This is a genomic window from Bradyrhizobium sp. USDA 4506 (assembly GCF_054058795.1).
In genome coordinates this window covers 8,601,789-8,619,682 of record NZ_JBSSBM010000002.1, presented here as the reverse complement: position 1 = coordinate 8,619,682, position 17,894 = coordinate 8,601,789, and the positions used below count along the sequence as shown (strand labels likewise).

Annotated in this window: 14 protein-coding genes and 1 pseudogene; 6 read left to right on the top strand and 9 right to left on the bottom strand. The window is 58.7% G+C overall.

Translation table 11 applies throughout. From position 1 onward, the window contains the following. Position 1: 1 nt before the first annotated feature. Positions 2–550, bottom strand: a complete 549-nt coding sequence (locus ACVIHF_RS42730; protein ID WP_456793915.1) for a nucleotidyltransferase family protein — start codon at positions 548–550, stop codon at positions 2–4. Positions 551–636: 86 nt separating this feature from the next. Here ACVIHF_RS42730 and ACVIHF_RS42725 point away from each other — a divergent pair, with 86 nt between their 5' ends. Then, positions 637–984, top strand: coding sequence for a hypothetical protein (locus ACVIHF_RS42725; protein ID WP_456793914.1), 348 nt, complete (start codon positions 637–639; stop codon positions 982–984). A 241-nt stretch (positions 985–1,225) separates the two neighbouring features. On the opposite strand, the gene ACVIHF_RS42720 is transcribed toward ACVIHF_RS42725, so the two are convergent. From ACVIHF_RS42720 to ACVIHF_RS42710, 3 genes are all read right to left on the bottom strand, one after another. After that, complete coding sequence (locus tag ACVIHF_RS42720; protein ID WP_456793913.1) at positions 1,226–1,684, bottom strand: TIGR02301 family protein; 459 nt, start codon at positions 1,682–1,684, stop codon at positions 1,226–1,228. Positions 1,685–3,427: 1,743 nt separating this feature from the next. Further along, positions 3,428–3,589, bottom strand: a complete 162-nt coding sequence (locus tag ACVIHF_RS42715) for a hypothetical protein (protein WP_310879830.1) — start codon at positions 3,587–3,589, stop codon at positions 3,428–3,430. 811 nt (positions 3,590–4,400) lie between these two features. Continuing rightward, on the bottom strand, positions 4,401–5,939 hold the full coding sequence (locus tag ACVIHF_RS42710) for a S10 family peptidase (protein WP_456793912.1): 1,539 nt from the start codon (positions 5,937–5,939) through the stop codon (positions 4,401–4,403). Between the two features lie 122 nt (positions 5,940–6,061). Here ACVIHF_RS42710 and ACVIHF_RS42705 point away from each other — a divergent pair. Beyond that, positions 6,062–6,285 (top strand): annotated as a pseudogene (locus ACVIHF_RS42705) (IS5/IS1182 family transposase); the annotation flags it as partial. 821 nt (positions 6,286–7,106) lie between these two features. Next, a complete protein-coding gene (locus ACVIHF_RS42700; protein WP_456793911.1) occupies positions 7,107–7,328 on the top strand; it encodes a hypothetical protein in 222 nt (73 codons plus the stop codon). A 587-nt stretch (positions 7,329–7,915) separates the two neighbouring features. Here the strand turns inward: ACVIHF_RS42700 and ACVIHF_RS42695 are convergent. Continuing rightward, on the bottom strand, positions 7,916–8,188 hold the full coding sequence (locus tag ACVIHF_RS42695; RefSeq protein ID WP_456793910.1) for a hypothetical protein: 273 nt from the start codon (positions 8,186–8,188) through the stop codon (positions 7,916–7,918). Here ACVIHF_RS42695 and ACVIHF_RS42690 point away from each other — a divergent pair. Together ACVIHF_RS42690 and ACVIHF_RS42685 are read left to right on the top strand one after the other, a co-directional pair. Further along, positions 8,187–8,579 carry a Fic family protein gene (locus ACVIHF_RS42690; protein WP_456793909.1) on the top strand — a complete coding sequence of 131 codons (393 nt, stop codon included), beginning with the start codon at positions 8,187–8,189 and terminating at the stop codon, positions 8,577–8,579. The two genes, ACVIHF_RS42695 and ACVIHF_RS42690, sit on opposite strands and share 2 nt — an antisense overlap. A gap of 223 nt (positions 8,580–8,802) precedes the next feature. Further along, positions 8,803–9,030 carry a hypothetical protein gene (locus ACVIHF_RS42685; protein WP_456793907.1) on the top strand — a complete coding sequence of 76 codons (228 nt, stop codon included), beginning with the start codon at positions 8,803–8,805 and terminating at the stop codon, positions 9,028–9,030. An 844-nt stretch (positions 9,031–9,874) separates the two neighbouring features. Here the strand turns inward: ACVIHF_RS42685 and ACVIHF_RS42680 are convergent. The 3 genes from ACVIHF_RS42680 to ACVIHF_RS42670 all read right to left on the bottom strand — a co-directional run bounded on the left by ACVIHF_RS42680 (position 9,875) and on the right by ACVIHF_RS42670 (position 14,673). Continuing rightward, a complete protein-coding gene (locus tag ACVIHF_RS42680; protein ID WP_456793905.1) occupies positions 9,875–12,148 on the bottom strand; it encodes a hypothetical protein in 2,274 nt (757 codons plus the stop codon). A 654-nt stretch (positions 12,149–12,802) separates the two neighbouring features. Continuing rightward, positions 12,803–13,213 carry a hypothetical protein gene (locus tag ACVIHF_RS42675; RefSeq protein WP_456793903.1) on the bottom strand — a complete coding sequence of 137 codons (411 nt, stop codon included), beginning with the start codon at positions 13,211–13,213 and terminating at the stop codon, positions 12,803–12,805. A 218-nt stretch (positions 13,214–13,431) separates the two neighbouring features. After that, complete coding sequence (locus ACVIHF_RS42670) at positions 13,432–14,673, bottom strand: cytochrome P450 (protein ID WP_456793902.1); 1,242 nt, start codon at positions 14,671–14,673, stop codon at positions 13,432–13,434. Positions 14,674–14,857: 184 nt separating this feature from the next. Between ACVIHF_RS42670 and ACVIHF_RS42665 the strand changes: the two genes are divergently transcribed. After that, the gene (locus ACVIHF_RS42665; RefSeq protein WP_456793901.1) at positions 14,858–15,016 is read left to right on the top strand and encodes a hypothetical protein; all 159 of its coding nucleotides are present in this window, start codon (positions 14,858–14,860) and stop codon (positions 15,014–15,016) included. Between the two features lie 148 nt (positions 15,017–15,164). Here ACVIHF_RS42665 and ACVIHF_RS42660 read toward each other — a convergent pair whose 3' ends face one another. Beyond that, entirely contained in the window at positions 15,165–17,621 is a 2,457-nt protein-coding gene (locus ACVIHF_RS42660; protein WP_456793900.1) for an NEL-type E3 ubiquitin ligase domain-containing protein, read from the bottom strand. Positions 17,622–17,894 lie beyond the last annotated feature (273 nt).

The window sequence follows — 17,894 nt, the reverse complement described above, 5'->3', positions numbered from 1 at the left end:
GTCACAGAAAGGTGAGCCTCGGCCACCGTCGAGCCCAGTCTTTCGAAGCAAGTCTTCGATTATAGACTGACATTTTTGTTCTGAACACGGGGGTTGGCCTAATGATCATGTGCAAGAGATCGTCAATGCCATGCGGCGCCATGATTTCGACTCGTCCGTCCGAAAGCTTCGCTGCAACTGCGGTTGCCGTTTCGGGCCAACACCGAACTGCATCTTCACTGTCCCGATAAGGCACGTCGCCGTTCCGCTCGTACATCCGTGCTTGATTGTGGACGGACCAAGGGATGCCGTTCCGATCATTGATTAGTCGGCGCTCGATTGCCACGTCTCTTTCGGAACTCACGTTCGAATGATCACAATAAACCACGTCGACATCGCTGCCGGAGAGGAGTTCGATGGAGTAGCCATGTAGGTGGTCCAAGACTGCATTGCGAATGACGCCAGCGCCGATCCAACAATCATCGATGGCGAGCGTTGCGACAGAGCGCAACAGCCCCGTCAAGAGAGGCTGTTCCCCGACGAAGTTCGCCACATCCTCAACGGTTCGCATCTAGCAACCGTAACAGTTGCGGTAAGATTTGAAAGTCGGTACCGCGCCCGATCTCTCGCAATTGAGGATTTCTGCTACACCAAAGCGTGGGCGTCGAATTTGGTCAGATTGGGCGCGCCATCGACGAAGTCATCGCCGACATTACGCATAATCCAGCGAGCACCGAAGATCTGGAGCGGGTCAAGTCGCGGCTGATCGAGCAAATAATCCAACCCAGATGGTCAAGATATTGCTTGCGCGTCGGTATGGCCGCGGTCTCACGACAGGATTGTGCATCGATGATATTCGAGGCTGGACGGAAGATCGCGGACAGCTGGAACTGGCGCGGCTACTACATCACCTCGGGGATCCGTGCGGTCAGCGCCGAGCAGGGGCAGGAGGCCGCGCGGAAGTGGCTCGACAAGAACCGTTCGGGTGAACGGCTGCCTCATTAAAGAGTTAACGTCAAAGCACACAGAGAAGCGATAGTGACCTCTGATTGCACACGGCTTGGGGTTCTCCTCGGTGGGGCCTCGCTCTCAATGGCGATGCTCGCCTCGCCAACTTCGCTCGTCACTACCATTCGCCAGCCGGGAAGTAGACGGCACACCTGCAATAGCTAGAAAACCCAACTGCGAACTCGCGGACATGTTCGGCCGTCGGACTGGCAACGTATTACAGGATCAACTCAACTGTTCACGTGCCAGTTTTGCCACTTGTTTCGTTCCGGTCATGCGCGACCAAACATCGAAGAAGTTCGCGGTAGCGGTCCGTCAGGTCGCGCGAGATTTTCAGCCCTTCCTCGATATGAAGTCTGATCGCCACGTAAGCTGCGGGCGTGCAGGTTCTGTTGGTCTGCTCGAAGCCGATGTAGCCGCGGTTAAAGCCCGCGACCATGCGGGCGCGGCGGGCGCCGGAGGGGGTTTCGGCATCGATGAGCGCCTGCATCTCGTTGCGCCATTTGGCTCCCGCCTTGCAGCCGCAGATGCCGCGCAGATAGTGCAGCGCGCCGAGGATCTCGGCCAGCCGCTGCAGGTCGCCATCAAATGGTGCAGCCGCGTTCTGCGGGCGGGCCGGCGTCGCAAGGAATGCCGATATCAAGATCACAACGGCGAGAAGGGCTTTGGTCACAGGCGTTCCGGAACTCCGTCGCATGCTCCTTCAATGCGCCCGAGGCAAGGTAGACGAGGCCCCACGCCCTGAACCAGCCTCCATCAGCCTCTGAACGGACACAATGACCTCCTACAGCCCGCGGGTGGCCGTTAGGGTCGCCGACCGCCTTGGACCAGCCATTTAAAATTGTCGTGCTCATCATTCAGCATAGGCTCGCGGGAGGCCAAGCGCGCCGCGACCTCATGATCAATTGATGTCCGTGCCGGAGCCTGTGGTCATTATCTCGCACCAGACGGCCATGCACATGAATCGACCCGCAATCCGAGAGCTAGCCAACAATTCCGCCCAATTTTGCTATGAACTCATTAGCTGCAACTTTAGCCTCCTCCGGTTTGCGTTTGCACAAGCGAGCATAAGCGCTTTCAGCCAACACATCAGTATGCCTGCCCTCGGCAACGATCCCCCCACTGTCTAAGACGACGATCTTATCGGCCCCACAGATGGTGCCGGGTCGGTGAGAGATGACGACGATTCAGAAAGAAGAGCCACGTCAGGCTTGCTTCGAGCACATTGGTGCGATGGTCCAAGTATCATCCGAGTTGGGCTCGTGGATTCACCCGCATCTTTGATCATGCCCTCCCCCAGCGCCACATGCTTCTCAAGAGTCAATTCGGTGACGCCATAAGCCGACATATTCATGTATTACCTTTGTTACCTTTCACACAGTGCGGCGGGTCAGCAACTTCTGCCCCCAACGCGGGGGCTTTCAAAGCTCGCGCCAACCGCGGAGAAGGACATGTTCTGCATGTTGTTGAGAGCTTTGATTGAAATTTGCGGTAGACCGCTCGAAGATCACGTCGCGAACGCGACTAACGGAAGCGGAAGCAAGATCCATTGTTAGCTACTTGAGCGCCAATGGAGGATGCGACGAACATGGTATGGTCGTCGGCCGCAGGTTCGAACCGTGCAGCGTCAGCCACGATCTTGCAGTCCTGCTGACGGGAATTCGTTCCAGCAGTTCTCGGATGGCTGCGGGCGCAATCCGGAAGCGTACCGCCTTCTTCACACTTTCGGGGCGAATGAGATTGAAGTTCCACGCGCTTAGCGCGCGCAATCCGCAGCGCCCGACACAGTACCGGACCCGTGATTGCGAGCGCCTTCCTTTGTGCCCGGCCCTTGTGCGTTGCTACCGGGGCGGCCAGATCGAGTTCGTTACGGACCAATACTTCAAGAAGCCGCGCTCTTTCTCGCACCGCTGTCTCTGCTCCGTTGGCACGAATCTTGATTTTCTATTTGCGCGAGGCTGTAGCCGTTGTCGGCCAGCGTCGCGCCGGACCTTCTCGTTCGGAAAAGGAGACTATGATGAGGATCGATATGTCAGCCTATCATGTAACTGAACTACCGCCGAACAAGCAGCTGCAATTTCGGGAGGGTCGATATCGTTAGGGGCAATTGCCGGAATTTTGGGGCACGCAGCAGGTGTAGCTATAACGACCATAGTTCCTGGCTTGAGGCATCACTAGACGACCGCTGCAGAGAGCCCTCATTCCCACCGGAGCTGACGTGTGCTTCATGTCTCGGGCTGGAGTCGACGTCGAGTGTGTTGGGGTCGACATGGTGACATTGTCCGCAGCTCCGCTGCCGATCCGCTGCTTTTCCTCGAATGTCGAACGGCTTGGAGCGCCGGTCGAAACAACTCGAGCCGAGGAACGTCGACACGGGCGTGTGGCCAGTCCTGCGCCCTTGTCTTCACCGATGGTCGGCGGCCCTATCGCTGCCCTAGCTTCAAACAGTCGCCGAAGAACAGTCCGCATATCCGGTATTGCTTGTGTCGTCCTTTGCAATCAGGCGTCCCTCCAGCTTCCGCTGCTCGAAAACATTCGCGTCGGCGCAGCGCACCAGTAATGTTACATCCATGTCGCGCGTAATCTTCCTATCGACTGCCATTCTCCTCTCGCTCCTATCAGCTGTTGCGCACACGGCGCCCGCGCACAAGCGACACAAGCCTCACTGGCATGACTATGGCTTCCTGCCCGGCTATCGTCAGCCTCCGAACAACAACTTTCCAGTGTTTGGTGAGAAGGGCGCCATCCGCTCTACGTCCGACGATGCCCCGCAGCTTTACTGGCCCACCCCCGAGATGGAGCAGATTATCGGCGACCCCGGATGTCTTGGTCGCGCCAAGGACGGTAGTTTGGCCGGCCCGTGCTGGACGCCCTGGCCTTGGCCCTGAAGATGACCAAAGCAGGCTGCCAGCCTCACGCCCTCATTGGCGCCCTGCCGAGCTGCCGCCTGATAACTCCGAAGTTGCAAGTATCAGGCATATGTTCGCTCTCATGAACTCCCGGACAAGTCACCAGGAGATTATCTGACAATCGAAAACTATCCGCGACGTGCAGTAACCTACGTGACCTACGCGCTTGCGCTTCCGCGAACCGCAAAGATGAATGACGTCGACCCGCACGCCTGGCTCACATACCCTCCCGGCCGGATCGTAGGGCTAGCCAATCACTCATCGATGCGCTCATTCCCTGGCGCTTAAAAACCTAAACGCCACTATTCTACTGTCCGCCTCACCCCTTATGGTCTCCTATTGGATCAATCAAGTCATCAAACAAGCTCCCGCTTAATCGCTTCGAATCACGATGCGGCTAGCCGGGTCTCGCACAGATCGGAGCGAGATTTCATCTGCACTCGTTGAGATTTTATGATACTGTACGAACGCCACCTTTGCTTGTGACCGAGCTCGTCGTCGGCGTTACTTCATCATCGCTTCGGCTTCTGCACGAAAAGCTTGGCGCGAGGCGTCTCGTGAATAGAACATGTGGCCGCCCGGAAAGACCACAAGTTTGACGCGCGGTGTGGAAGCAAACGGCGGCAACTGATCGAGCACGATCTGTGATCCGAAATAAGGCGTGACGAGGTCAAAAAGGCCGTGCGCGACCAGCAATTTCATCTTCCGGTCCGTTGCCAGGATCTGGCGCAGCTCCGAAAGAGACTCCGGGGGGCCGCGGCCGAAATCCCATGCCTGCCCTACCGTGCCGTTGAGCAGCTCATAGGAGCCGTCCGGCCGCCAGTTAAGCTTGCGCGTAAGAAGATCGACTGTGGCGCTGGTCAGAGGCGCCAACAGCGTATCGCTCGAGGGATCGCCGGAAAGGTGGAAATCAGACTCCGGATATGGATCGAGGCCACGCACCGAGGCATCATAGTTGCCGACTAACCTGCCGTTCTTACGGTCGAACTCACGGCGGAACTCGGCGAGTTCGAAACGGCCGGCGAGCCTACGACTGACCGCTTGGTCGATGCCGGTCAGTGCCGCGGCCTTGTCGGCCAGACGCGTAGTCGCTTCCTTGTCCGCCTGGCCCTTGATGAGATCGACCAGAAACTCGCCGCGTGCATAAGCTTCCACGTCGGCGAGATCGGTTCGGTTTACCGGACCCTCGGCTTCACGCAGAGTCGCGACATAGCTTGGCAGCCTAGCTACATATTGCAGCAGGCTCGTGCGCGAAAACTGGCTGTAGTCGAACAGCGGCGAGACCATGATCAGGCCCTTGACGCCTATGCCCTGCCGCATCTGCAATTGGTGGACAACCTTTGGCCCGCGAATGCCGCCATAGCTTTCGCCCGCGATGTACTTTGGCGACAACAGCCGGTCATGCTTTTCGAGCCAGCGGCGGACCACCAGCGCGAGCGCGTTGACGTCGCCCTCAACGGAATAGAGCCGCTTGCGCGCATCATCACCGCTCCCCGCGAAACGGCTATAGCCGGTACCTGCGGGGTCGAGAAACACCAGATCGGTAAAATCGAGCCAAGTTTCCGCGTTTGGTCTCACCTCCGGAAACGTCGATGGCGTGACCTCGTCAGCATTGATCGGCAGCCGCCACGGTCCGGCATTGCCGAGCTGCAGCCAGGCCGATGATGAGCCGGGTCCGCCGTTGAAGAAGAATGTTACCGGGCGCGTGCCGCGATCGGTACCGTCAAGCTGATAGGACGTATAGACGATGTCGGCCTGCGGCTCGCCCTTGTCGTCGAACAGGCGGATGGAGCCGGCGGTCGCGACGAAAGAAAGCGTCCGCCCAGGAAGCTCAAGCGAGTGTCTGGTGCTTGAGTCCGGCGGCAAGCGATGCCGATCGGCCGCCGACGGCATACTCGACGTTTGGCCGGCGCCACCCTTCTGGCTGGCCGGCGTCGTGACCTGGGCGGATGGCGGCGGATCGTCGGCCCGTGCGCTCCCCATTACGCCGCAGGCAAACAGGATCAGCGCGAGAGAAATGCGGCGCGGCGCGGCCAGTTTCATCGAGTTTCTCCTGTCCCGGCGCTTACTTTGGTGCGCGAGGCGTGTCTATCAAAAAGGCTCTAACCACTAGCTCAGGCCGGACAACGACAAACCTACTAGATGCGGTAGTCATCACCGTTGCCGGGCGCCCCATCCATCGCGGTGCGAAACCTATCATTCCAAACACATCTAACGGACTGCCCCTCGACAGCTTCAGCAAACGCGCCTACGGAGAACGCAATGTCATGGAGCGCTGCTTTGCCGGCTCAAGGATTTCCTGGCCGTTTCAATTCGCTACGACAAACTTGCGAGAGAATTCTTGGTTGCCGTGTACCTCGCCGCCATCGTCATCTATTGGATCAACTGACCCTAGCTCAGCTTTGCCAAGAACGAGTAGATCGCGCCAGCAGCCTTGTTTTGGGTGCTGGCACACCCACCAATGACGTACCCCTTCCAAAATCGAGACCTTCTACCGGCGCGCTCGGCACAACGGCGAGATCGCTTGCCAACTAACGGTGCAGGAAAGCATGGAATCCTGGGATTCCAAGGCATCGGACTCAAGAGCAGCGAAGCTGGAAGACGCCTCGTACTGGCATAAAATATAGGCGTGTACGCAGTTCACATGCCTCACCAATCGAGGCGCGCTCCTTTTCTCGCGAATAGAGGAGCGGCTTAGTGACTTGCCTCCGCTTCAGCGCTTGGCATGGCGCGGCACGTGATCCGCATCTACTTCCGTTGAGCACATCAATCGAATGAAGAATCAACCCGGGCCTTTCGCTGTTGTGCGTTGGGCTTGAGTGACGCGCAGAATCCTTGAGGGCATCCCGCTGTGCTTGGGCGAGGGTTCGTTCCAGTAGTGATCTCGCGTCTTCTCCGAAACGAGCAATTGCCCGCTTCCGGAACGCCTTGAAAGCTGAAAGCGGCTCCTCTTTTCTGAGCCAATCCGATGCCAGTTTTTGAAGTCCGCGTTCGAGATCATCCATTGCAATTGTGGTCATCCTTCTCACGTCTCGCGATCCGGCGCCGCGCAAATGCCACCGCTAAGCAACCCGGGCATCATTGATGGCCGCAAGCGTACTATCGAAGATTTTGAACCCATTGATCGCAGCTGATCCCGTAGCATCCCGGGGAGCTCTTCCCTCGGCTTCGCGAGTCAAGCTAAGCTTACAACCTTCAGAGGAGGCCGAATTGACGATCGAGAAACGGATCAGCGTTGAAGAGCAATCGGCGATCCTGCCGCGCCTTCGCCGCGTGCAGGCATGGCGGCGGAAGCGACTTCAGCGCCTGCTATCTGATCCTAACATCGCTCAGAATGATCCGGGGCGCTATAGGTCCATAAAAGCCGCACAGCACTACATAGCGGTTTCAATGCGCGCCAAAGCCATTCTGATGGGGCTGATAGAGCGCTAGGCGTATGACGCGTGGGGAAGCGGAGCTACTGTGACCGTTTCGGAAGACGTGAGTAACCGGCCCGCCGGCAGCAATCTGCGATGACTGCAGTGCCGCCGACCTCGAGCTATCCGGGCGCCAATGTGTCAATCACAAGGCCAATGAACTTGCCCGGACTGCGGAATTTGACCGACGCATAGACCTTTGCCCCGTTGCAAAGAGGACGAGAAAGGCATCCGATGGACCATCATCTGAGCGCTAAGGGTTTCGCGGTCGCTGGTTAGTCGCTGGATCGGAGCCGAAGCGTCACGCGGCATACTGGTTACGTCGAGCTGCGTCGATCGCGGTCACGCAAAGGAGGAGCTCTTGGCGCGACGACACGGTTCGTCCGGGATCCTAGATCCGGCGGCGCTCTGGGGATGCCGATGCCGAGGCCCCCCGAGAGGTTCGCTGATTTGCGGTCTCGCTGGGCTCCCGGGGCGGCGCAATTGTCATTCACGGTCGATTGGGATCTTCCGATCCGAAATTTCGCGCGGATCGAATTGCTCGGGAAGAATGGGCTCTTCGCCGAAGGGGCGGTTGATGAGACTGAGCGCCTCGGAAGCTATTTACACACGATTTCGCGCATAGCCGGTTCGCTTCTTGAGGATGCGGGCGTCCTCCAATTGATTAATCGCTTGATGAGCTTGCGGAGGACTGATCTCAAGGAGCTCTGCGAGCCGCTTGGCTGTCACAACCGGATAGTGATGAAATTCGTCGAGAGCGCGCGCCGCCGTCGATCCCTTGCGGAATTTGCGGCGCTCCCGCCAGAATTCGGACAATTCCGATGCGTGGCGGGTTCGAATGAGTTCCTCGACGGTGCCGGTGACGGCGTCGGCCATGAAGGTGATGATCGGCTGCGCACATCTGTGGTTCGTGACGATCCATCCCTTTGAAGGCGACAATGGACGCATCACGCGCGCCATTGCCGATATGCCGCTTGCCCGCTCTGAAGGAATTCCGCTTCGCTTCTACAGCATGTTTGCCCGGATACGCAGCGAGCGGAAAATCTACTATGACATGCTGGAGACCACCCAGAAGGGAGACCTCGACGTCACGCAATGGCTTGAGTGGTTCCTGGGCTGCCTCGGGCGCGCCTTCAGCGGGGCCGAAACCTTTTCGCAACCGTGTTTAGAAAAGCGGTACTTCCGGACGCGGCATGCCATGGCCGCGATCAACGAACGGCAGCGCGATATGCTGAACCAGCTATTGGATGGCTTCGAAGGCAATTGACATCGACGAAGTGGGCGGCGATTGAGAAGTTCTCGCCCGATGCCGCTCTGCGGGATTCAGGGTCTGGTGGATTAAGGTATCCTCGTCAAGGACCCAGCTGGAGGCCGAAGCACGAGTTACTCCCTCATTTCCGCGTGAAGCTCGCGGCTGGATTGGGAGAGGAGATCAACTTCGCAGAGGCGTTTCTGGCTAATTCGGAAAATGGAATGGTGGTCATGCAACCATGAGTGCTTCGGCCTTCGAATGGGAAAAAGTTATCGCAGTTTTCATGATTGCTGCTGGCTTCATACTATTGCTGGTCGGCCTCATCGTGAAGAGGCGCCAGCAGCGTTCTGATGAGAGAGAGGAAGAAGAGGAGGTAATCGACCAGACCCGGCCGCAAATGGCGCCGCTACAGCGGCTCTCGTCCACTGAGCGTCCGAAACAAGGGGACCAAGGCGGCCACAACTAGTCGGCCCCTTTCAAGCCGCCATAGACTTGGTGGCCGGGAGAGCGATAGCGAGCAATGCGTAAACTGGAAGAAGACCTCCGCTGGGCGGCCGCCGGAAAGGACCGTTTTGCAAGACACGCGGAACAGGCTCGAGCCTTTGAGACTGTTCAGGATAGCCCGATCTTAATCGAGAAGATCAGTCAAGCTATGCTTTTCCGATAAAGCGTCGCCCGCCGGATATTGGCGGTGCGAAAAACAATAGCGGCTCGAATATTTGGATGACGATCCTGCAAGACGGGAACGAGCTAGGCCTGGTGAAGGCTAAAAAACGAAAAGCCCCAGCACCTTCTGGGGGCCGTGGAAGCCGGGATGCTGGGGCCATCGTCGCCTGATCCGAGAGTAGCAAATGGATAGGCAACCTCATTGTGCATCGCCGATTCGATTCGTCAAACCGGCTCGGGATGCTTATGCTCCGGATATCTCAATCATCCTAACCCAAGATCCCGCCGGAGCTTTGCCCACCAGTTCGCGGGCGACTTACAGGCCTTTCACGCCGAGCGCGATGACCCGGACGGAGCGCCGTCGGCACATGGTCCTCCGACCTGACGCACACGTGGAGCCGCTTGTCATGGCGCCGATCTTCGTCGCATCCGGTCGAAGCACCACGTGGTGGACTCGCTCGCCCCGTGAAGGAAAACGGATCGCACGCCGGCGAGCCTGTGGTAGATAAGGAGCGTGTTCTCTTCCCGCAGCCATCTTCTCAGGAACTGGAGCCTGCTGGGCCTCGGCGCGGTTCAGCGGACCCGCGGTGTCAAATTCAAAGGCATGCCGCCACCACAAGCGGCAATCTGCCAACAGACACTAACTAAGTCCCATATCGAGTGGCCTGCGTCGACCCGTGCTCTGCCTCGGCAAAAGGATACCGTGGGTAGGCGCTAAAAGCGGTGCCTAACAAGGATTTGCAGAACGCCGGCGTGAGCTTGCCGCGGTGGATAACGACGTCTTCGTGGCCCATTTCAGCTCGAGCGTTCTGCCAGAGACGATTGTAGCCGCGCTGTTCATTGGATTTCACGTGGCAAGCGGCGAACTCGGCGTCATCCAATGTCGGCAGCTGCCACGCATGGACCGGCCACTTCGTATGGATGTGCACCCACATTGGACTTGGCATTGCACGATTGCCAAGTCCCTTCGGCTGCAGCTTGACCTCGAACAGCGTCCCTGGCTCGCCCTTCAACGCGCGCGGTGGCTCCAAGGGAGCCACCAACTCCTCGGCCGCCTGCATCTGTTCAAGGTAATTCTGCGAGGGGAAGGCGTAGGTCTTCATGCAATTCATCTTGATCGCGGCCCTTTGCCCCTTTAAAGCGTTTGCCTGCCCCTGCACCTCGGACAAAATCGCCTTGAGTCGGACTATTTTGCCGTGCACTTCGGGTAGTTGCGCAGGCGCGAATAGGCCGCGTCGACGAGGTTCTTCCAGCGCGGCTACACAGGCCTCAATCTCGGCGGCGTGGCTCTGTAGGCGTCCGACGACGGTGTCCACGACGTGGCCGGCATCTTCGGGTTTCATGTGGCGCGCTTGCGAGATGGCCCTTTGCTGACTGCGCAGATCGAATTGCAAAAGTTCGTCCAATCGCTCGAGCAGGCGCGTCAGTGCCTCCTTCGATGGCGGAGCCTGCCATATCGCCAAGTGTCCCGTCGCCGACGATGCCGCCCTGGCGCGCGCCTCCTCCGCGCTCGCGAGTTTCTTCGTGCCCAGATCCGAGAGCACGATAACCTTGGCTGCTGGCGCCCTATCGGCGTCGGGTCTAGCGGACTGCTGATCGGGCTGCCCGGCCGCCGAACTCCCCGCGCCTGCGGCCTGCGTGCGCTTGCCTTTCCCCTTCCTGCGCGCTGAGGTGCCTTCGGCTACTACAGCCCCGCCGATCGTGTTGGCCGGTATCGCAGGGACAGCCTCGGCCGGTGTTGCAATCATGGCTGGCGTCTTCGGCTGCACTGCCAGGAGGCGCATGACCTCATGCGCGGTGACCCACGCGCCCTCCACGATCTGATCCAATAGTTCCAACGGAAGCTCGGGACCTGCTCCCTCATTCCTTAGCTTGGCAACGATGTCGGGCAACCCTGACGCAAATTCCGATAGCCGCTCCATGACGCCTTCAAGAACGGCGCAGTGCTCTGCGTCGAGGGGCCGTCCTTTGCTGTTTAGAACAGCATCGCCAGTCGAGAGGAACGCCGGAACAACATCCTCCATGAAGGTTCCGAGTAGACGCGCCCGACCGTTCTCATCCAAGAGGATTTGCCTGACGGCCGGGTCCAGCGTGCTCGCCTGCGACTCAATCTTGACCCGCGCGAGAGCGCCCTGCGATTGTAGATGCACGCACTTCGTATACAGTGCCCAGCCGGTGTGCAGCCGTAGTGTCGCCTGTTCGGCCTGTCGCATTTCGGCCGTTGCACTTGGCAAGTTGGCAGTGACTGCGCAGACGGACTGCATCCGTTCCAAGCGCAACGCCTTCTTTTCCCACCACTCCGTGCAGGCCAAATAGTGTTTCGCCGCACTAGAAGCCACTCGGATCAGTTGGTCGGGCGGAGCATTGGATTGGCGCATCCGCTCGAGTATCTTTCCTGCATTTTTCCTACTCTGCTCCAGGGCGTAGATAGTCGGTGCGGCCAGCGCGTTGCATTGGTCCCCCGCATCGAGCGTCTCGTCACGAACCCGGCGAGCCCGATCGTCGGACTGAATGCTGCGCGCCACATCTGGGGGCAGGCTCGCGTAGTAGCCCAGTACTGCTGCGCCCGCTTTGACAACCTGATCGATCAGCCCTTGCGCCTCCGACGAGTTCTGAGCGTGCATGGCCGCACTGCGGCAAGCATTAAATTCCTCAAGTAGGTTGTCCATTTTTCGCTTCGCTGCGTTGATCCCCTCACCGCCTGAGGAAATGGGGACTGCCACACCCGAACCTGACGGCAGGCTCGCGAGCATCGCCATTCGATCTTCAGGCGCAGCGCGCAACCGCTCCACGACAGAATCGAAAACTCGGCCGCCTTCCGCAGGGATAATACTGGACTGCGAACTGCTCGATCCCGACGCCCTGTCGGCTCCTGCAGTCCCAACGTGCGGTTCGCCAGGTCGGCCAATGCCCGTCATGTTCCATCTCCCATACAGTCAACAATGCGCAGCCTCGCTGGATAGACCGCCTGGCTGACGATTGGCTGACGAAGGACTGCTCCCGGGCACAAAGAAAACCCGAGTCACCCGAGTTCCAATTTCATTGGAAGCTGTTGTGGCGCTAGATGCAGCAATACGCGATGGCCCCATCACGTGCGGGATAGTCAGTTGCAGCGCGTGGCCGCGGCTGGCGCTGCCTCGCGTGATTACCAAGGAAATGTGCGCTGCCAGGCTGCGCCTGTCTCCACCGTGACGGCGATCCCTTAATAACTCGGCCGATGGCGGCAGCTTTGTCTATGGAACAGTCTTGCCAAAGGCCATCCCGGATACTGAAGCTGTCACGAGCATGGCCCACACCGTGGAACGGAATCGAGGATTGTGACGAAGGAAGTACCGGAGGATGCGATTTGCAGACCTTCGGTAGCAGCAAGCGTCTTACTAACCGGGAAGGGGATGCTGGTCTTCGAAGAGTCGCCAATCCAACAACGCGCGGATCCTGGCTAAGTGTGGAACGCCCGTCAAAACAACATCTTATTCTCACGTTCGAATTGAGCAGAACCGATGTTGCGCAACTCCTTTTCAAACAGGATCTCGCCTGAAGGTGCCGCCCATTTAAGCGCACTTAGAATACGCTCATAAAAATATCGCAGCGAGCGTGCCAAGCGCACCGAGCACCAATCCGATCAGCGAACCTGTCGTCGGCACATCTCCAAACAGCAGAATCGTGAGAATTGGTTCCACCACTAAAATGGCTCCCACCGATATCGCGATGATTATCCATATATTCTCAAGATGCATGTATCCCAGTGCATATCCGAAGACGAGAAGGATGCCGCCCACGGATATCAGCAGGAACATCGGCAAGAGTGTTGTCAGGTCCCCGCCGGCTTTTCCAAACTGCTTTGAGGCAATCAACTCTGCGATTATTGAAAGCGCTTCTCCAAAGAAAATCGCTCCCACCGCTACAATCTTCAATGTTAAACTCATCGCCTGACATGTCGAAAACGCTAGGTCAAAGGGGGACTTCCAAGGACTGGTATCCATCTCTGGGCTGCCTTAGACAGCTGGAAATGCAAAAGCCCTCGGCCGGGGCACCACCGCTCATCGCCCCTCGCAGGCGTTCAACGCCTGCTGAATGCCGCCCAGTTCCCGAGATGCGGACGTTCCTCACGCCGACCAACCGCTTTCGGTAATGTGCAGCGACAAGAGTGGTCAAACAGGGGACGAAACAGTGCTGCTGGCGGCTCCTAAGTCGTCACGGCCTAAGCTGCAATCTGCACGGGGAGCGCGGAATAGCCGTGCACAAAATTGGACGCAATTCGCTCGGGTTCGCCGACAACTTTGATCTCCAACCGCGCATTCAAGATTTCTTCCCAGAGGATTTTCAGCTGCAGCTCGGCAAGATGTCGCCCAACGCAGCGATGAATTCCGAATCCGAACGAAAGATGCTGCCGAACGTTCTTGCGGTCGATCACGAATCTGTTGGCGCTCTCGATGACCTCTTCGTCCCGGTTACCAGAGATGTACCACATGACGACCTTGTCGCCCTTCCTGATTTGTTTCCCACCTACGACGATATCCGCCGCGGCGTTGCGCCGCATATGTGAAATGGGTGTTTGATATCGAATTATCTCGGACACCGCGCTCGAGACCAGCTTTGGATTATCACGTAGCTTTTGCAGCTCGGAGGGGTGCTGGTTCATGAATAGGAGGCCTCCGGTAATCGAATTGCGCGTGGTATCGTTCCCACCCACGATCAGCAGAATTAGATTGCCGAGAAACTCATTCGGCTCCATATGGCGTGTCGCAGGCGAGTGCGCCATCATGGAAATCAGGTCGAGACGCGGCTCGGCATTGATGCGCTCGTTCCAAAGCCGCGTGAAAAACGCCAAGCACTCGGACAAGATCGCACTTCGCTTCTCCCAGTTGTCGATGGGCTGGCCAGTTTTCGGAATTGCAACAGCTACGTCCGACCAGTAGGTCAAGAGCCTCCGATCCTCAAATGGAAAGTCGAACAGCGTAGCAAGCATCTGCGTCGTCAGCTCGATGGAGACCATATCCACCCAATTGAAGTCATCGTTGCGCGGCAAGCCGTCCAGAATCGTCCTGACGCGACGGCGGATCAAGCTTTCGAGCTTCGAAAGGTTTTCCGGCGCGACGATCGGACTTACAGTATCACGCTGCTCGCGATGCTTAGGAGGGCCCATCTTGATAAAACTCTGAGTCCAGTGCTTGTCAGGCACGTCGACAATGGTGACACCCTCCTCCGACGAGAATGTTTTGTGATTAGTATCTACCTCCACAATATCGCGGTATTTCGTTACGGACCAATATGGACCGTAGGGGCTGTCCTGGCAGTAGTGAACGGGGTCTTCCCCTCGTAGCCGCTCAAAGCAACCCCATATGCTATCATCTTGAAAGCGCCTGGCTTCGCTTACATCCAGATTGCTCAACGAGATAGCATACGCATCGCCGGCTCTACAGTCCGCCAATCGCGTTTTCATGATCGCCTCCGCGGATTTTTCTCTCTTGAGAATTTACGGATCCATTGGTCGCGATCCATGGTTTTGCGCTTGCCCCGGTTCTCAAGCTTGCTCCAGCGTTTTGGTTGTACGAGTAGGTCATCGCTGGACCAGAATATTCCAAAGTGCAGCGGGCTGCCCCCTACCATGTCTGGTAGGGGGCCCATTGATTTTGGAAATCATTCCTTTCACGATGGCTCTGGAGAAGGAACCACCGGCGGGTCTTTCTGCATTGCGTGTCGGAGATGTTCCGGCGGTTGGGCTATTGAAAGAACAGGGCGCAGCTTTCGCTCCGGGCAAGCCATCACGCTTTCTCTTTGACTGATCCCGGTTGCTTGGTGAAACGCGATGACAAGCTTGATCGATAGCGCGATCTGACATGCGCTGAAGCGCGTCGAGCGGAAGCGAGAAAATCTCCCGGGCGGCAAAAGGCACGGCGCCGGCAGATTCGTCCTCGCAATTGGACGGCCGCTTCACAGCTCAAGTGCGTGGTCCCCGAGCACTTGGCGCGTCAGAGCGCCTTTGATCTCGTGGGCGATCTCCTCGCGAATGAGGGCTCCGAACTGCAACTCGGCATCGCTATGTCCGGTCAGGCCATGATCGGCGAGCCGTTGGTCGAGGCGGCTCCGGAACTCCTCGTCCAATGCCTCGGCGAGCCGGTTCCGCATCTCTGCATGCGCTTCGGGGGCGATCCGGCTCACAACCGTCTCCCAAGGTTGCCAGCGAGTCGCCAGATAGTCGGCGAAGCCCGCCGCCTCCTCATTCCTTACTTGTATCTCGGCCTCGGTGAGGTCGCGCTCAGTGACGTAGGAGACATCAAAGAACCGCATGTCCGGAGCGATAAGCTGCAGGTCAAGCCGATCACGTAGCTTGACCTGATAGGCGAGATAGACTTCGATCTCGTCGACGAACCGGAGCGAGGCGACCTTCTGACGGGCAATCGGCTCGAGCGCGTCCAGGCGGAACAGGACTCGGGCCTGCTGGATGAGCTCGCCGAGCCGGTCGTCGTAGGCCCCGTCCTCAACATCAGCGTTCAGACGTGCGGTCTGCATGCCGTTCCAGGTCAGAGTGATGCGATCCTGGCAGGTCTCGCTCGCGCCGAAGGCCAACTGAAAATACTGCTGACGCAATTGCGGCCTGATCGCCGCCTGCCGCAGATCGTCGGCCACGGCCTGCCGGAAATGGGGATTGCCATAATTGACGGTCTTCAGCAGCCTGTCGAGGAAGAGTGCGTATTCCGGAGCCCCCGCCTCTTCGGCGAAGTTCTGCCAGACGGCGATCGCATCCGGCTCGTCCTCCATCCAGTCCGCCACCACCTCGGCCAATGGCCTTTCCTGATCTGCCGCCGTTCCCCCGCCCATTGAGAAGAAGACCGCCGGGCCGGCATAGCGCGGCGTATTCAGGGCTGCCGCCAAATTCGTCCGCACCTGCTCGGACAGCGGATTATCATCGACATAGACCATGCACCCAGAACCTAGCCAGGTTAGCAGCGCCTCCGGCAGGCTGGTCAGCCGATTGTCGCGTGCCTCCAGCACTTGGAGCTCGGCTGGGACGGTCTCGGGCAAGCGGGTCAGCCGGTTGCCGCTGACGTGGAGTCTCTGGAGTTCAGATGGGAGGGTCTCGGGAAGGCTGTTCAGGTGGTTGTCGCGCGCGAACAGCAACTGGAGCTCGGCGGGGAGAGTGTCGGGCAGTCTGGTCAGCCGATTGCCATCGGCTTCGAGCTCTTGGAGTTCGGGCGGAAGGGCGTCGGGTAGGCTGGTCAGCCGGTTGCCGCCGACGGCGAGCAACTGAAGTCTGGTCGGCAGGGCATTGGGCAGACTGGTCAGCCGATTGCTGCGGACATCGAGGTCCTGGAGGCCGGCCGGCAGCATGTCTGGCAGGCTGGTCAGCCGGTTGTTGCCGACGGCGAGTGTCAACAGCCCCTCCGGAAGGGTTTCGGGCAGGCTGGCCAGCCTGTTGCGGCCAATGGCGATTGACTGGAGTCCCGTCGGCAGGGTGTCGGGCAGACTGGTCAACCGGTTGCCGCTCGCGTCGATCGTCCGGAGTGCGGGCGGGAGGAGGTCAGGCAGGCGCGCCAGCTCGTTTTGGCTCACGTTGAGTGACTGGACCCCGGGCGGAAGGACGCCGGGCAATGTCGTCAGGCCTAGGTTTAACAGCTCCAGCCCTGCATAGACGTCGCCGCCCTCTACCCAGGCACTCATTCGTCTTATCGCCTCTTGCCGGTCCTCGGTTTCCGTCTGCCCCTCCTCGCAGGCCCAGGCGCCCAAGATCTGGTCAAGCCGTAATTGCCTGAGGACGGGGTCTTCAAGGTCAGTCGGACCGCTAGCGCAGCCCGAGGCCCACGTGCCCTCCAACGTTTCGGTCCATTGCGCTCCGGTCGAGGTGAGCCGGTGGCCTCCTCTTGAAGTATCGCCAACGCCGGGCGCCGGCTCTCGGATGAGGATCGATGCACCGAGGTTTTGCTCCCAAGGAATTTCGGAGGTCGTTGGCCACTCCGGCACCATGTCACCGGCCTCCATCCACGAATGCTCCTCCTGATCGACACTGTGCGTCGGCCAAGTGGCCGCTGAACCCATGTCGTGCCAACAATCCAACGGACCGAAACTGCCGGCCGGCAACTTGCCAGCGCGATCGGCCACAAAAAGAATATGCTGATTGACCCCTTGTTCAGAGCAGGCGGACGAATCCGAGGGCCTCCGCGAGGTGCCTTGCCCGACACGATCGTCGTGCGGCATTTCCAAAGAACCCGCATCTCTGTTCGGCACAATATAGGGTACACCGAGGCTAGTTGTAGTTTGAGGCTCGCGCTCGCGCAGATTGACCTCGTTCAGGTGCTGCTGAAAGCCCGGTTGGTCCACCTGCTGCTGTTCTAGCCCGTCCCGCTCGACATCTGGGGTCTCAAATGGGTTGAGGTGGTTGAACGGATCCACGCCATTCTCCTTTTACGGATCTGAGCGGCTAACGCCGGACACGGATGAACACGCTCTTGCTAAGAGGCTTAGCTTTCGGGAATCTGACGAAGTATAAGAATGAGATCGTAACCGTCTGTAAGGTCTCCGTGGGCTTTCAAGCGTCCTGTCAACAGCGCTCAGCTGACGGACCATGACGTGAACTCATTAGGGCGCAGCCATAACCTGGTTGCCGCGAGTTGAACGAAGGCAGGTAGTTGGTGGCGAGTCCGTCCCTCATGGCGCTCGGCCACC

Coding starts and splice junctions, on each gene's coding strand:
- ACVIHF_RS42720 (WP_456793913.1), bottom strand. CDS start 1,684: ATGCGACGGAGTTCCGGAACGCCTGTGACCAAAGCCCTTCTCGCCGTT.
- ACVIHF_RS42715 (WP_310879830.1), bottom strand. CDS start 3,589: ATGGCAGTCGATAGGAAGATTACGCGCGACATGGATGTAACATTACTG.
- ACVIHF_RS42695 (WP_456793910.1), bottom strand. CDS start 8,188: ATGGCCGACGCCGTCACCGGCACCGTCGAGGAACTCATTCGAACCCGC.
- ACVIHF_RS42730 (WP_456793915.1), bottom strand. CDS start 550: ATGCGAACCGTTGAGGATGTGGCGAACTTCGTCGGGGAACAGCCTCTC.
- ACVIHF_RS42710 (WP_456793912.1), bottom strand. CDS start 5,939: ATGAAACTGGCCGCGCCGCGCCGCATTTCTCTCGCGCTGATCCTGTTT.
- ACVIHF_RS42685 (WP_456793907.1), top strand. CDS start 8,803: ATGAGTGCTTCGGCCTTCGAATGGGAAAAAGTTATCGCAGTTTTCATG.
- ACVIHF_RS42680 (WP_456793905.1), bottom strand. CDS start 12,148: ATGACGGGCATTGGCCGACCTGGCGAACCGCACGTTGGGACTGCAGGA.
- ACVIHF_RS42670 (WP_456793902.1), bottom strand. CDS start 14,673: ATGAAAACGCGATTGGCGGACTGTAGAGCCGGCGATGCGTATGCTATC.
- ACVIHF_RS42690 (WP_456793909.1), top strand. CDS start 8,187: ATGAAGGTGATGATCGGCTGCGCACATCTGTGGTTCGTGACGATCCAT.
- ACVIHF_RS42675 (WP_456793903.1), bottom strand. CDS start 13,213: ATGGATACCAGTCCTTGGAAGTCCCCCTTTGACCTAGCGTTTTCGACA.